Source organism: Gelatiniphilus marinus (assembly GCF_042684345.1).
GTDB lineage: Bacteria > Bacteroidota > Bacteroidia > Flavobacteriales > Flavobacteriaceae > Gelatiniphilus > Gelatiniphilus marinus.
On sequence record NZ_JBHULK010000003.1, the window covers coordinates 38,621 to 52,315 of the forward strand.

Below are 13,695 nucleotides of genomic sequence, written 5' to 3' on the forward strand. Positions count from 1 at the left end.
CTATACTTCTAATTTCTTATACAAACTGTGCCAGCCACCGCCATTTATCGCTTCAATACCGTTGCTTTTTAAAATTGTTGCAGCACTGCCCGATCGCATGCCACTGGCACAACAAGTTATTACGGGTTTATTGTGTTTTTTTATCTGGTTAATTTTAGAATTAATACTTTGTAAAGGTATGTTTTTAGACCCCGGAATAGCACCTTGGTTATATTCGCCTTGTGTTCTAACATCAATAATAATAGCACCTCTTGTTTTAAAGTCTTTAATTTTTTCTTGTTTTTTGTTACCAAAAAGAATGTTTAATAATCCCATGTTGTAATTTTTATTTGTGCAAATATCCAATTAATTTTAAAGAAGAATGTAACATGTGTTACTAATAATTTTATATATTCAGCCAAAAGAATTTAATAATGCAACCATACGTTAGTTTAACTTTAGAAGGGCATATCGGGGTAATAGAGTTTTTCCACCCAGAGCACAACGCCATGCCAAGTGATAATCTTAAAAAATTAGAAAATACTATTGTTGAAGCTGGAAAAAACGATGCAATTAAAGTCATCGTTTTAAAAAGTGGTGGCGACCGAACCTTTTGTGCCGGTGCCAGTTTTAAAGAGCTAATTGCCATTGATGATGCCCAATCCGGAAAGCAATTTTTCTTAGGTTTTGCCAATGTTATAAACGCCATGCGAAAATGCCCAAAGTTAATTATTGGCAGAGTTCAAGGTAAAGCCGTTGGCGGTGGCCTTGGTTTAGCAGCGGCAACCGATTATTGTTTGGCTACCAAATTCGCAGCCATAAAGCTTAGCGAATTAAGTATTGGTATCGGCCCTTTTGTTATCGAACCAGCTGTAACGCGAAAAATGGGGCAGAACGTTATGTCTCAAATGACGATTAATGCGGAGCAGTTTTTTTCTGCAGAATTTGCAAAAGAAAAAGGCTTGTACGCCGATGTTTTTGATAGCGTTGAAACTTTAGACGAAGCCGTTAAAACCCTGGCCGAAAAACTGGCAAGTTATAACCCCGAAGCTTTAAAAGCAATGAAAGCAGTCTTTTGGAAAGACACATCGCATTGGGACAACCTTTTGGAAGAACGCGCCAAAATTAGTGGTAAATTGGTTTTAAGTGAATTTACTAAAGAAACTTTGAAGCGGTTTAAGTAGTTTTTAAATATAATTTTTTTAATGTTTTATTTAGCCTAAATCCGATTATTCGTCATTCAGAGGAGCGCCCAAAGCGCGACGTGAGAATCTGCTTATTTAGTATTTTGATTTTATTAAGATTTTAGTTTTATTTAAGAGATTGCTTCGTCATTCCTTCTCGCAATAACGTGTTAATATTTTGACAATTGCGTTTTTTTAATAATTGCCAACCCATCATTAATCAAATGCCCAACTTCGGGTCTGTTTTGTTTAATGTTTTCTAAATGATTTATAATGTTTTCGCATAGTTTAGTTTCATTTCCGGTGAAAGCCAACTCATAAAGCTCAAGGGGCAATAACCAATCGTTATGATGGTTTTTAATAAGTGCTTCTAAAACCTTGGTTCTGGAAATGGTTTTGTTTTTACCCTCTCGATAATCTCTAACTTGTTGGTATAAAGTTTCAAGTTTAAGTGTTTCGCTAGATTTTTTAATATGAATGGTTTGCGTTGATGGCACATGGGTTATTAAATCGAAACTATTCAAATCTGCTGGCCCCGAAAAAGCCGAAACAATGTCTTTGCCAACAGCCATATTGTAAATGCCCCATTCGGGTTTAAACAAAACGGTGTTGTTGTGGGTTACCCTGCACTTGTTAAAACTAATCAGTATAATTTTACCTTGAAGGTTTCGTTTTCCGGTAATAATTTCACCGGATACTTTAATCCCGCCTTCAAATTCAAGTGTTACGACTTTTTCTTCGTAAATATTGTAAGCACTCAAATCACGCGGACTCATATCTTCAATGGCTATATTAATGCCTTTTAGCTTTCCAATGGGCGATCCAAATCCTTTGGGGTGTGTTTCTGTACCATGGCCAACCAATTCTTTTTCTCTGTACGATAAAGCGGTTTCACCTGTGGTTTGTATGTAAATGGGTTTGCCTTCAAGTTCAATAACATTGCTAAATACCCCAGAAATTTGTAGGCCTGTGCTTAACTCGATGGTACCCAATGCTTGGGAGTTGATGAGTTTATTAACGCCCGAAAGTCCACCCTTGCGCAGTGCCATTGTGTTGGCGAATTCTTCTAAAATCAAGCTTAAATGCGCAAAATCTGGAGTAACAAAAAGTTGGGGTTGGGGTTTGGTGATATCGAAATCTTTAAAGGCAGCTTCAATAGTATAGGGTAGTTTTTTAACTTCGTCAGTCATGCACCACGCGCTTTCGCCGATAGACGATAGTAATCCTGCGCCGTAAATTTTAGGGTTTTCCAAGGTGCCAATTAAGCCATATTCAACCGTCCACCAATGGAGGTTTCGTATCAAAGCCATTTCACTGGGTTCACCCATATTTTTTTGCAAGTCTTCAACTTTTTTTTCCGCGGAAGCGATATCAATATCTTTAGAATTTGGTGCTTCTTTTATGATGGAAAGGTGTCTTACCGCTTCGTACAACTCATAATCCTTTGCCGACGAGATGGCTTTACAGCCAATTTCTCCAAACCTACGTAAATATTCGGCATATTCTGGGTTGGCAATAATGGGTGCGTGTCCTGCACCTTCGTGTATAATATCTGGTGCAGGTGTGTATTCAATATGCTCTAATTGACGAATATCGCTGGCAATAACCAGCACGTTGTAGGCTTGAAATTCCATAAAAGCATTGGGCGGAATAAAACCATCTACCGCCACGGCTGCCCAACCAATGTCTTTTAAAATGCGATTCATACCGTACATATTGGGGATGCTATCGATGGAAATCCCCGTTTGTTTTAAACCGTCTAAATACGATTTGTGTGCGACTTTGGTTAGAAAATCGACATTTTTTCGCATTACATAACGCCAAACTGCTTGATCGATGGCCGAATAGTCATCGTAGTTTTGCGGTTTTATAAACTGTTTTAAATGCTTGGGCAAGCGATTTAAAATAACGTTGGATTCTATGGTGTTCGACATGGGTTTTTGTGCTTGTGGCTGCTTATGTAAAAATACAAACTCTAAATAAAAACGTATATTTTTAGTTGTTAAATTTATTGGTTCTTAGTTTTTTTTGTTTTAGTTGGCTAAATTGGGTTTTATGATGAAATGATTTTAAAATGAATTTGTATCTTTCAGTAAAATAAGACGATATGTACACTTACAGAGCAAAAATTATTGATGTTTATGATGGCGATACCGTTACTGCCGTTGTAGATTTAGGGTTTCTTCATTCCCAAGAAATGAAATTACGGCTTTATGGCATTGATACACCCGAAATGAGAGGGCCAGAAAAATTAGAAGGTAAAAAAGTGCGCGATATTGTAAGAGAGATGGTGCTTGATAAAGAAGTAACTATACGTACCTACAAAGATAAACAGGGTAAGTACGGGCGTTATTTAGCAAATATTGTTTTAGAAGATGGGTTGGAGGTTAACCAGTGGTTGGTAGATAACGGGTATGCGAAACCTTATTTGCCATAGAAGGCGAGGGTATAAAAAGTTTATTTTCTTAATATTTGATGAGGTTTTTTATAGTTTAGGGTGTGGCTCGACTAGTTTCGTTTTTTGCCCCCTTGGTGCCTGCTTCTAATTTGCTCGAACAATTTTCGGTTAAATTCTTCTTCGGCAATTTTTAGCAAGAGTATTTTTTTGGGTGAAATAACCCCCTTTAAATCGTTTACTAATTTTAAGCGCTCGTTGTGCATGCTGTTTTCGGCTTCGGACAATTGGTTTAAAAATTCTTGGGCTTTTTGGTTCGTTAAAGTATTTATGTTTTGTTTTATTTCTTGGCGTATTTTTCTAACCTTTACATGTTTTAAGGTTTTCATGTTTTCGTTATAGGCATTGTATATGGGCCAAAATTTTTGGGCTTCTTTTTCAGATAGATCCAGTTTTTCTGTAATATGGGCTGTTTTTAGTGCTCTTATGCGTTCTTTTCTTTCTTTTCCTTGAGAAAATGCGGTTAGCGATAAAGTTAGCAACAGCAGTGTTGTTATAATTTTTTTCATAACTGTATTATGTTATTATTCTATAAATAAATCTTCAATGTTTGCGTTGTTCAACAAGTAATCTTCTAAAGAGTCTGTAGAGATAATGTTGCTTGTAAAGGTGTCAGCATTTAATTCTTCTTCAGTTAAAAAGTTGGCGATCTCGTAACTTGTAAAATCTTCTTCAGCTAAATAATTTTCGATGGAAGCGATTTCTAAAGAATCGAAAGTTAATTTTTCTGGAGCATTAAAGACGATGTTAAGCATAAGTATTAAACTTGCCGCTACAGCCGTTGCATATCCTGCTTTTCTCCATGAATACAAAGGGATTACCTTGGTTTTTTCTTTGTTGTCGATCCTATTTATAATTTTATCGTCAACGGTTTCAAAATAATCATTTGGTACTTTAAAACCTGTAGATTTATAAAACTCTAAATTGGTTTCGGTTTTTAATTTAGCCAATAGGTTTTCGTTAAAAGACTCAAAGTATTTGTCTGGAACTTTAAAACCTGCAGTTTTTATTTTATGTAAATTATTGTCTTTCATGGTTTTAATAAGACTTATTTATCTTTAAAAGGTTTAATTGTTAGTTAAATAGTCTTCAATTTTTTTTACTGCTATATGGTATGATGCTTTTAGTGCGCCTTCGCTGGTTTCTAAAATTTCTGCCATATCTTTATATTTAATATCCTCGAAATATCTCATGTTAAAAACCAATTGTTGCTTTTGTGGTAAGCTTGCAATGGCTTGCTGTAATTTTAGTTGTATGGCATCACCTTCAAAGTAAACGTCTGATTTTAAATTATTTATGGCTATTTGTTTCACTTCCTCATTTGTTGTTTGTAAACGTTTTGCATTTTTATTAATGAATGTAATCGATTCGTTTGTGGCTATTCTGTACATCCAAGAATAGAGTTTGCTATCTCCCTTAAAGGTATTAATATTTTTGTAAATTTTTATAAATGTGTTTTGTAAAACATCGTCTGTATCGTCGTGCGACTTTACAATATTTCGGATGTGCCAATATAGGCGTTCCTTATAAAGTGCAAGCAAGGTTTTAAATGCTTGTTCTTTATAGGTTTTTGTTTTTAATTGCTCTATTAATTGTAATTCGTCAATCAAAGAAAAGGCTTTGTTGTTAGACTTTTTAATATACTAAAAGTTTAAAGTGGTTTTCTTAATTTTTTCTTGTTTTTTTAAAAACTGATAATCAGGTAGTTGAGTTCAAATATATCGATAAAACGCAAAATAACACGATAAAACGCATTTTTTTCTTGTTTAGTCTGTTTTTTTGCTTTATGTTTGTACCAGAAACCTACTTATGTTGCTAGTTTTGTCCCCAAGTCTAGCATAAATAAAAAAAAGGATAGAAACCCCAAATCTCTATCCTTTTTTAGTTTTTTTAATTTATTAAAAGCTTGTTTTTATTCAAAACTCTGCATTTCGACAAGTTTTTTGTAGCTGCCGTTTTTTGCAATAAGTTCGTTATGCTTCCCTTGTTCATCAATTTCACCTTTCTTTAAAACTACAATTTCATCGGCGTTTTGAATGGTTGATAATCGGTGTGCGATAACGATGGATGTTCTGTTTTTCATCATGTTTTCCAAGGCTACTTGTACCAAGCGTTCGCTTTCGGTGTCTAGTGCCGATGTGGCTTCGTCTAAAACCATAATTGGTGGACTTTTTAATACTGCACGGGCAATACTTAAACGCTGTTTTTGTCCGCCAGAAAGTTTTGTTCCTGCATCTCCAATGTTATAGTCTAAAACACCTTCTAAATCTTTAACAAATTCCCAAGCGTTAGCAACTTTTAAGGCTTCAATGATTTGTTTATCTGTAGCGTTTTCGTTGCCTAATTTCATATTGTTTTTTATGCTTTCGTTAAACAAAATGGCATCTTGGGTTACAATGCCCAATTGGGCACGTAAAGAGCCTGTTGTTAAGTCGCGAATATCTATACCATCAATTAAAATTTGTCCTTTGTTTACATCGTAAAAGCGGGTGATTAGGTTGGCTATGGTCGATTTTCCGCTACCAGACTGCCCAACAAGTGCTACCGTTTTTCCTTTGGGAATGGTTAAGGAAAAATCCTTTAAAACATATTCGTCTTGATATTTAAAAGAGATATTGTTAAACTTAATTTCAGAATCGAAACTGATTTTTTCAATAGCATTTTCTTTATCTTTTAAAGGATTTGGAGTGTCGATAATTTCTTGAATACGTTCCGCGGCAGCGCCACCTTTTTTAATGTTGTAAAGCGCCCTTGAAATGGCTTTTGCAGGTGTTAATATATTGTATGATAGACCCATGTAAACAAGAAATGTACTGCCGTCTAATTCGGAATCGCCAGTAAGCACCAAATTACCTCCGTACCATAAAATAACGGCAATCATTAGAATGCCTAAAAATTCGCTGCTTGGCGATGCTAGATTTTGACGGTTGAGCAATTTGTTTGAAAAATGATAAAAGCGTGTGGTGGATTCTTGAAACCGCTCGTTAAATTTATCTTCGGCATTAAAACCTTTGATGATGCGCAGTCCCGTAAGTGTTTCTTCCAAGGCAGACAGAAATATACCCTGTTCTTTTTGAACACGATCTGATTTTCGTTTTAAGCTTTTACCGATTTTTGAAATGATAAAGCCCATTATTGGGATGAAAATAAAGATAAACAAGGTAAGCTGCGGACTAATATACAGCATAATCGTGATGGTGAAAATAATGGTAAGAGGCTCTCTAACAATAAGTTCTAAAACCGATAAAAACGAGTATTGTAAATCTAAAACATCACTGGTTACTCGCGATAAAATATCGCCTTTTCGTTGCTCAGAAAAATATGAAAGAGGTAATTCTACAGTTTTTTTGTAAACTTTGTTTCTAATATCTCTAATCACTCCATTTCTAAGAAAAACCAAAAAATAATTGGCTAAGTACCCAAAAATATTCTTTAGTAAAAACATAACAATAATTAACCCGACCACAAAAATCAATGCTTTCGAGTCGTCTCCACCGGTAAATTGGTGCATGTTGTAGGCCAATAAATCTTCAACGTAATTGTCTATTTCCATTAAACCATTATAAACAGGTTCAGCAGGGTTTGTTTGTGTTATTGGTTTTCCTCCTAATTCATCTACATTGTCTTTCTTAAAAATAACATCGAGCATGGGCTTTAATGCCACGAATGATAGGGTGCCAAATAAAGCAAAAAACACATTAGAAATAATGTGTCCTATGGCATAACGCTTATAAGGTTTTGCGTATTTTAAAATGTTTATAAAATGGTTCATTAACTCAATTTCATGTCTTTTACGATGGCTGCTATTTTTTTGTCGAGTTGCGCTTCTACGGTTTTATATTCTGATGCTGAATTTAAATTGGTGTTAACGCTTATGTAGAATTTGATTTTTGGTTCTGTGCCACTTGGTCTCAAAGCAACTTGAGTACCATCCTCAGTATAGTAAATCAAAACATTTGATTTTGGGAGGTTAATAGGGCTTTCTTTTCCAGTAATCATATTTTTTGAAATCGATAATTGATAGTCTTCAATTTTAGTTACTTTTGATCCGTTAACTACGGTTAGCGGGTTTTCGCGTGCATCAATCATCATTTGTTTTATTTCTTCGGCACCTTCAATTCCTTTTTTTGTTAATGCGATTAGGTGTTCTTTATAGAAACCGTGTTCAACGTACAAGTCTATTAACTCTTTATAAACCGAACTGCCATTTGCATTGGCTTGAGCCGCGATTTCGCAAGCTAAAAGCGTTGAGGTTACCGCATCTTTGTCGCGAACAAAATCGCCGACCATATAGCCAAAACTTTCTTCGCCACCACCAATAAAATTGAGGTCTTTGTTTTCGTGGATTAACTGAGCAATCCATTTAAAACCGGTAAGTACAATTTTACTCTCTACATTGTACGATGCCGCAAGGGTGCTTAGCATAGGCGTTGAAACTATGGTAGAGGCAATGAATTCCTTTCCTGTGATTTTGCCTTGTTTTTTCCATTGTTTTAAAAGGAACTGCGTCATCATTAACATGGTTTGGTTACCGTTAAGTAACTGCAATTCGTTTTTTGTGTTTCGTACGGCAATGCCCAATCTGTCGCAATCGGGATCGGTACCTATAACAATATCGGCGTTAACTTTTTCGGCTAATTCCAAGGCCATTTTTAAAGCTGCAGGTTCTTCTGGGTTTGGCGACGCTACGGTGGGGAAATCTCCATTTGGCACTTCCTGCTCCTTAACAATGTGCACGTTTTTATACCCAGCACGTTTTAAAGTTTCTGGCACAGAAACAATAGATGTGCCATGAAGTGATGTGAACACAATCGTTAAATCGTCTTTTGCTGTTTGGGGTGTATTGAAGCTTCCGTTTTTTACAGAGGCATCTATAAAAGCGTTATCTACCTCTTTTCCTATATATTCGATTAAATCGTTATTGGCTTCAAATTTAATGTCTGCATAATCTAGACTTTCTATCTTATTAATAATGGCATTGTCGTGTGGTGGCACTAATTGTCCGCCATCTTGCCAATACACTTTGTAACCGTTGTATTCTGGCGGATTGTGCGATGCCGTTAGCACAATGCCACAGTGGCAGTTTAAGTGCTTTAAAGCGAATGATAATTCTGGAGTTGGCCTTAAGTCCTCAAATAAATAGACTTTTATGCCGTTGGCCGAAAACACATCGGCCACAACTTTTGCCAACGATTTGCTATTGTGTCTGCAATCGTAAGCAATTACGGCTTTTGGTGTTTGGTTAGGGAACGATTTATGTAAATAATCACTTAAGCCTTGCGTGTTTTTACCTAGGGTATATTTGTTGATTCTGTTGGTGCCAACGCCCATAATACCACGCATTCCTCCAGTACCGAATTCTAGATTTTTATAAAAGCTTTCTTGTATATCTTTAGGGTTATTGGCTATGCTATCTTTGATGGTTTGCTGCGTTTCTTCATCGAAAGTTGGAGTTAGCCACGAGTTTATTCGGTCTAAAATTTCAGGTTTAATGTGAATCATCTTAAAGCATTGATTAGTTAAGCGAACGCTAAAATAAGCATTTCGTTAGTTAGTTTATTGTTTTAAATTTAAGAAATATAATTTTATTCTGTAATTATTTCGCTCTAATATTTTAATTAAAATTCAATTGGTCTTTAATATTGTAGCGGTTTTTATTTTGCTTAGAGCGTAAAGTAATTTCTCCTAAAAAACCAGCAACAAAAAACTGGGTGCCAATTATCATGGTAACCAATGCAATGTAAAATTGTGGGCGTTGGGTAATGAGCCTGCCCATGGGGTTTAAAAACAATTTGTCTATGCCCAAATAAATGGCAAAACCAAAGCCAATGGCAAACATAATAAACCCTAAGGCCCCAAATAAGTGCATGGGGCGTTTGCCAAAGCGCGACAAAAACCAAATGGTTATTAAATCTAGAAAACCGTGTACAAACCGGTTCATTCCAAATTTGGTTTCGCCATATTTTCTGGCTTGGTGCTTTACAACTTTTTCGCCAATTTTAGAAAACCCTGCGTTTTTGGAAAGTACGGGAATATAGCGGTGCATTTCGCCATTAACATCAATGTTTTTTACAACCTCTATTTTGTAGGCTTTAAGGCCGCAATTAAAATCGTTCAATTTAACACCCGAGGTTTTTCTGGCGGCCCAATTGAATAATTTTGACGGTAAATTTTTTGCTAACACCGAATCGTAGCGTTTCTTTTTCCAGCCCGAAACCAAATCGAAACCATCGTTTACAATCATTTTGTACAGCTCGGGAATTTCATCTGGATTATCTTGTAAATCGGCATCCATGGTAATAACCACATTGCCTTGGGCTTTTTCAAAACCAGCATGTAGTGCCTGCGATTTCCCGTAGTTTTTTAAAAACCGAATGCCTTTTACATGGTTGTTTTGGTTAGATAGCTGGCTGATAATTTGCCAAGAATCATCGGTACTGCCATCGTCGATAAAAATGATTTCATACGAAAAATGATTGGATTGCATAACTTTGGCAATCCAATCATTTAATTCTGTTAAGGATTCTTGTTCGTTGAGTAGTGGTATGACTACGGAAATGTTCATGTACAAATTTCAAAATTATTTTCACTTCAAAAATACTGAAATTATTCTGTGACAGGTTTGTTTTTTTTAACAACTAAAGCTACAATTAATCCAACAACACTATAGCCAATTAATTGAAAAGCTAAAGATTGTAATACTTTGCCAATAGCAAACATACTTTCGTCTGCTTCCATTTTTTCAACAGTTTCTGCAATAGCTCCTTCTGGTGCACCAAAATTTTGCATCATTTGAACAGTAGAATCTATTATTTTTTCTTTTAAAGCAATTGCTGCATCAGGGTCGATAAAATTAAAAATTAATATACTCACTAAAGTGCTTATGGCTAAGCCTAAAGCTACTGCAATAAAATACGAAGTAAAAGCTTCTTTAAAGCTTAAATATCCGTTTAAAGCACTTCTGGATTTCATGGAAGAGGTAATCCCAAAAATTATTATAAGAATAAGCGTGCCAATACCAAACCACCATTTAGTAAACAGATCAAGGTTAGCATAACCTAATACGGTTAATAAAGATAGAGCAGTACCTAAATACAAGCCGTAATTTGTTGCAACAGATTTAATAGATTTTTCCATAATGTTTTATTTAATTTGTTAGTAGTTTGGTTAGTACTCAAATATAGTAAAACGTTACATGTTTACGCATAATAAAAAATATTAAAAAGTATTGTAAATTTATAAAAAAAGCGTAAATTTGCAGCTCGAAAAATTATAAAGAACAAAAAGCGTTTAGCGATGAGAAAAGGTATACACCCAGAAAATTATAGATTAGTAGCATTTAAAGATATGTCTAACGACGATGTCTTTTTAACAAAATCTACTGCAGTTACCAACGAAACCTTAGAGGTTGATGGCGTAGAATATCCGCTTGTAAAAATGGAGATTTCAAGAACCTCGCACCCGTATTACACCGGCAAGTCTAAATTAATAGACACAGCTGGACGTATAGATAAGTTTAAAAACAAGTACGCTAAATTTAAAAAATAAGTTTAGGTAAACCTATTATATTCTACCAAAGCCTTTCGGGAAATTACCGAAAGGCTTTTTTTTGTGCACAAAAGTGTGTTCTCGAACACAACGATAACTAGCCGTTTTACTAGGTAAAATGAAGCACAATTACTTAATGTAATGTTTATATTTGGCCTAAGCAAATACTATAAAAATGAATTATATTCTTTTTGATGGGCCTTCGCGCAATAATTTATTGCCGTTTACCTTTACAAGACCGGTAGCAGATATAAGAATTGGCATTTTAACAATTCGAGAAAAGTGGGAAACCTATTTAGGCACAACCATTACTACGGTAACCGAAGATTATTTAGCAGATAAGTACCCAATGGTTGAAATGGACGAGAATGTTATGATAAACGCCTCTTATCTGCCAAAAGAAACCTTGGTAAAGCTGGTGGAGAACCTAAAAGAAAATCAAGCCATTTTTGATGGTGAAAACCTTGTGGCCTTTTACACAAAAAGTACCCAAGACCATATAAATTTTGACGCCTATGAAATTATAGAGATTAATGAAGCCGTTTTAAAAGTAGAACATACCTGGGATATTTTCTCTAAAAACGGCGAGGCAATTAAAGAAGATTTTAACCTAATTACTAAAAACAGAAAATCGCAACCTATCTCGCCCACAAATAATGTTATTGCCCCAGAACATGTTTTTATTGAAGCTGGCGCAACCTTAGAATACGCCACACTTAATGCAAGCCTTGGCCCAATATATATAGGAAAAGACGCCGTGGTTATGGAAGGTGCGCTTATTCGCGGGCCATTGGCGCTAGGCGATAGAGCAGCAATAAAATTGGGCACAAAAATTTATGGGCCAACTACAATTGGACCTTGCAGTAGAGTTGGCGGAGAGATTAAAAACTCGGTAATTTTCCAAAACTCCAACAAAGGGCACGAGGGGTACTTAGGTAACTCGGTGGTGGGCGAGTGGTGTAATTTAGGTGCCGATACCAATAACTCCAACCTTAAAAACAACTATGCCGAAGTACGTTTATGGAATTATGAAACCGAAGGTTTTGCAAAAACAGGATTGCAGTTTTGTGGCCTAATGATGGGCGATCATAGCAAATGTGGTATTAATACCATGTTTAACACAGGAACCGTTGTTGGCGTAAATGCCAATGTTTACGGTAGCGGTTTCCCAAGAAATTTTATCCCCAGTTTTAGTTGGGGCGGAAGTGCAGGCTTTACAACTTATTTGTTGCCCAAAGCTGTTGAAGTCGCTAAAGTTGTTTTAAGCAGAAAAAAATTAGAATTCTCTAAAAAAGACGAAGCTATTTTTGAACATATATTCGAAGAAACAAAAAAATACAGAAAAAATTAATTTACAAATACTTTTTAAGTAGCGATTGTTGCCAAACAAGCGTAAAAAGGTTTAAAATCAAAATATTATATTTGTTTTTTTTGATTGCCCGTAATTTGTCATAAATTTAAAAAATTCAATGATTTTGTCATTCCGAGCAAACGAGGAATCCCTTTGATTATTAAAGATTCTTCACTTCGTTCTGAACAACAAAAATATCAATATGCATGATTACTGATATTCAGTTTTGTTTTTAAACGTTTTTCTTTTTTTTTGTAAATGAACTTGTCTTGCTTTCTTATCTTGTTTATTGGATGCTTTGGGTTTTCTCAAAATGAAAACTATAAGATTACCAATTTAAAAATAAACAATCAATTTCCCCATTTCGGATTAATGTATGCAAACGATAATAAAATCGTTTTCACATCGTACCTTTTAACAAAAAAAGGGAAAGCAAAAAAGGTTGCAGGACAACCCATATTAACAATTTATGAAGGAAAATTAGCTGAAAACGGACAAATAATTAACCCAAAACCAATTATTATTGATACTAAATATGGCATTTCTCATATTACAAGCGCAACCATGACCCCTGATGGAAAACAACTGTATTTAACCACGAATTATAATAATAAAGATAAACCTAAAGGTAATTTTAAAGCCACCAATTTTCATATTAAAGTAGGCGAATATAAAGCAGGTTTGGGCTTTACAAATTTTAAAGTCTTGCCGTTTTGCAAGCCCAAGTTCTCGTATGGGCATCCTTGTTTAAGTAAAGACGGAAAAACCCTTTATTTTATTGCAAATATTCGCGGTGGCAAAGAAACCACCAAAGGCGGGTCGGACATTTTTAAAGTTGATGTTTTAGAAAACGGTAAATATGCCCAACCCAAAAACCTGGGCGGTAAAGTAAACTCGTATAGCAGGGAAATGTTTCCGTTTATAAGTGCTGATGATACCTTGTATTTTGCATCAAACAGACCCAATGGCTATGGCGGATTCGATATTTACAAAAGCAAAATGAATGCTGATGGTACATTTTTAAAAGCTGAAAAAATGCCTAAACCTATTAATAGTGGTAAAGACGATTTTTCTTTTATAATAGATGCACAAAACAAAACCGGTTATTTTTCTTCCAAAAGAAATAATGGAAAAGGCGATGATGATGTTTATTATTTTTTAAAACAATAAAAAATTAA

General features: G+C 35.1%; 14 protein-coding genes. 5 read left to right on the forward strand and 9 right to left on the reverse strand.

The features are described from left to right. Nucleotides 1-315 (reverse strand): rhodanese-like domain-containing protein, encoded by a 315-nt coding sequence (locus ACFSQS_RS08940; RefSeq protein WP_388017340.1) that lies wholly within the window; start codon nucleotides 313-315, stop codon nucleotides 1-3. A gap of 95 nt (nucleotides 316-410) precedes the next feature. On the opposite strand from ACFSQS_RS08940, the gene ACFSQS_RS08945 reads away from it, so the two are divergent. Further along, nucleotides 411-1,163 (forward strand): enoyl-CoA hydratase/isomerase family protein, encoded by a 753-nt coding sequence (locus ACFSQS_RS08945; protein WP_388018290.1) that lies wholly within the window; start codon nucleotides 411-413, stop codon nucleotides 1,161-1,163. A gap of 170 nt (nucleotides 1,164-1,333) precedes the next feature. Here ACFSQS_RS08945 and ACFSQS_RS08950 read toward each other — a convergent pair whose 3' ends face one another. Further along, nucleotides 1,334-3,097: an aromatic amino acid hydroxylase gene (locus ACFSQS_RS08950; RefSeq protein WP_388017343.1), complete on the reverse strand. Its 1,764-nt coding sequence runs from the start codon at nucleotides 3,095-3,097 to the stop codon at nucleotides 1,334-1,336. 173 nt (nucleotides 3,098-3,270) lie between these two features. On the opposite strand from ACFSQS_RS08950, the gene ACFSQS_RS08955 reads away from it, so the two are divergent. Then, the gene (locus ACFSQS_RS08955; protein ID WP_388017346.1) at nucleotides 3,271-3,600 is read left to right on the forward strand and encodes a thermonuclease family protein; all 330 of its coding nucleotides are present in this window, start codon (nucleotides 3,271-3,273) and stop codon (nucleotides 3,598-3,600) included. 71 nt (nucleotides 3,601-3,671) lie between these two features. Here the strand turns inward: ACFSQS_RS08955 and ACFSQS_RS08960 are convergent, their stop codons facing one another. The 7 genes from ACFSQS_RS08960 to ACFSQS_RS08990 all read right to left on the reverse strand — a co-directional run bounded on the left by ACFSQS_RS08960 (nucleotide 3,672) and on the right by ACFSQS_RS08990 (nucleotide 10,755). Further along, nucleotides 3,672-4,127: a sensor of ECF-type sigma factor gene (locus ACFSQS_RS08960; RefSeq protein ID WP_388017349.1), complete on the reverse strand. Its 456-nt coding sequence runs from the start codon at nucleotides 4,125-4,127 to the stop codon at nucleotides 3,672-3,674. A 15-nt stretch (nucleotides 4,128-4,142) separates the two neighbouring features. Beyond that, a complete protein-coding gene (locus ACFSQS_RS08965) occupies nucleotides 4,143-4,652 on the reverse strand; it encodes a hypothetical protein (RefSeq protein WP_388017352.1) in 510 nt (169 codons plus the stop codon). A 33-nt stretch (nucleotides 4,653-4,685) separates the two neighbouring features. Then, nucleotides 4,686-5,228 carry an RNA polymerase sigma factor gene (locus tag ACFSQS_RS08970; protein WP_388017355.1) on the reverse strand — a complete coding sequence of 181 codons (543 nt, stop codon included), beginning with the start codon at nucleotides 5,226-5,228 and terminating at the stop codon, nucleotides 4,686-4,688. A 302-nt stretch (nucleotides 5,229-5,530) separates the two neighbouring features. Beyond that, complete coding sequence (locus tag ACFSQS_RS08975; RefSeq protein ID WP_388017358.1) at nucleotides 5,531-7,390, reverse strand: ABC transporter ATP-binding protein; 1,860 nt, start codon at nucleotides 7,388-7,390, stop codon at nucleotides 5,531-5,533. Next, nucleotides 7,390-9,120 (reverse strand): phospho-sugar mutase, encoded by a 1,731-nt coding sequence (locus tag ACFSQS_RS08980; RefSeq protein ID WP_388017361.1) that lies wholly within the window; start codon nucleotides 9,118-9,120, stop codon nucleotides 7,390-7,392. The genes ACFSQS_RS08975 and ACFSQS_RS08980 overlap by 1 nt, the downstream gene beginning before the upstream one ends. A 112-nt stretch (nucleotides 9,121-9,232) precedes the next feature. Next, the gene (locus ACFSQS_RS08985) at nucleotides 9,233-10,183 is read right to left on the reverse strand and encodes a glycosyltransferase family 2 protein (protein ID WP_388017364.1); all 951 of its coding nucleotides are present in this window, start codon (nucleotides 10,181-10,183) and stop codon (nucleotides 9,233-9,235) included. 41 nt (nucleotides 10,184-10,224) lie between these two features. After that, a complete protein-coding gene (locus ACFSQS_RS08990) occupies nucleotides 10,225-10,755 on the reverse strand; it encodes a DUF4199 domain-containing protein (RefSeq protein WP_388017367.1) in 531 nt (176 codons plus the stop codon). Between the two features lie 159 nt (nucleotides 10,756-10,914). Here ACFSQS_RS08990 and ACFSQS_RS08995 point away from each other — a divergent pair, with 159 nt between their 5' ends. The 3 genes from ACFSQS_RS08995 (at nucleotide 10,915) to ACFSQS_RS09005 (ending at nucleotide 13,687) form a co-directional block, all read left to right on the forward strand. After that, nucleotides 10,915-11,166, forward strand: coding sequence for a type B 50S ribosomal protein L31 (locus ACFSQS_RS08995; protein WP_311941027.1), 252 nt, complete (start codon nucleotides 10,915-10,917; stop codon nucleotides 11,164-11,166). Between the two features lie 175 nt (nucleotides 11,167-11,341). After that, nucleotides 11,342-12,517: a GlmU family protein gene (locus ACFSQS_RS09000; protein ID WP_388017372.1), complete on the forward strand. Its 1,176-nt coding sequence runs from the start codon at nucleotides 11,342-11,344 to the stop codon at nucleotides 12,515-12,517. A gap of 258 nt (nucleotides 12,518-12,775) precedes the next feature. Beyond that, nucleotides 12,776-13,687 (forward strand): TolB family protein, encoded by a 912-nt coding sequence (locus ACFSQS_RS09005; RefSeq protein WP_388017375.1) that lies wholly within the window; start codon nucleotides 12,776-12,778, stop codon nucleotides 13,685-13,687. Nucleotides 13,688-13,695: the final 8 nt, after the last annotated feature.

Excerpts from the sequence above, each read along its gene's own strand:
- ACFSQS_RS08940 (WP_388017340.1), bottom strand. The coding sequence starts at position 315 with ATGGGATTATTAAACATTCTTTTTGGTAACAAAAAACAAGAAAAAATT.
- ACFSQS_RS08950 (WP_388017343.1), bottom strand. The coding sequence starts at position 3,097 with ATGTCGAACACCATAGAATCCAACGTTATTTTAAATCGCTTGCCCAAG.
- ACFSQS_RS08955 (WP_388017346.1), top strand. The coding sequence starts at position 3,271 with ATGTACACTTACAGAGCAAAAATTATTGATGTTTATGATGGCGATACC.
- ACFSQS_RS08960 (WP_388017349.1), bottom strand. The coding sequence starts at position 4,127 with ATGAAAAAAATTATAACAACACTGCTGTTGCTAACTTTATCGCTAACC.
- ACFSQS_RS08965 (WP_388017352.1), bottom strand. The coding sequence starts at position 4,652 with ATGAAAGACAATAATTTACATAAAATAAAAACTGCAGGTTTTAAAGTT.
- ACFSQS_RS08975 (WP_388017358.1), bottom strand. The coding sequence starts at position 7,390 with ATGAACCATTTTATAAACATTTTAAAATACGCAAAACCTTATAAGCGT.
- ACFSQS_RS08980 (WP_388017361.1), bottom strand. The coding sequence starts at position 9,120 with ATGATTCACATTAAACCTGAAATTTTAGACCGAATAAACTCGTGGCTA.
- ACFSQS_RS08985 (WP_388017364.1), bottom strand. The coding sequence starts at position 10,183 with ATGAACATTTCCGTAGTCATACCACTACTCAACGAACAAGAATCCTTA.
- ACFSQS_RS08990 (WP_388017367.1), bottom strand. The coding sequence starts at position 10,755 with ATGGAAAAATCTATTAAATCTGTTGCAACAAATTACGGCTTGTATTTA.
- ACFSQS_RS08995 (WP_311941027.1), top strand. The coding sequence starts at position 10,915 with ATGAGAAAAGGTATACACCCAGAAAATTATAGATTAGTAGCATTTAAA.
- ACFSQS_RS09000 (WP_388017372.1), top strand. The coding sequence starts at position 11,342 with ATGAATTATATTCTTTTTGATGGGCCTTCGCGCAATAATTTATTGCCG.
- ACFSQS_RS09005 (WP_388017375.1), top strand. The coding sequence starts at position 12,776 with ATGAACTTGTCTTGCTTTCTTATCTTGTTTATTGGATGCTTTGGGTTT.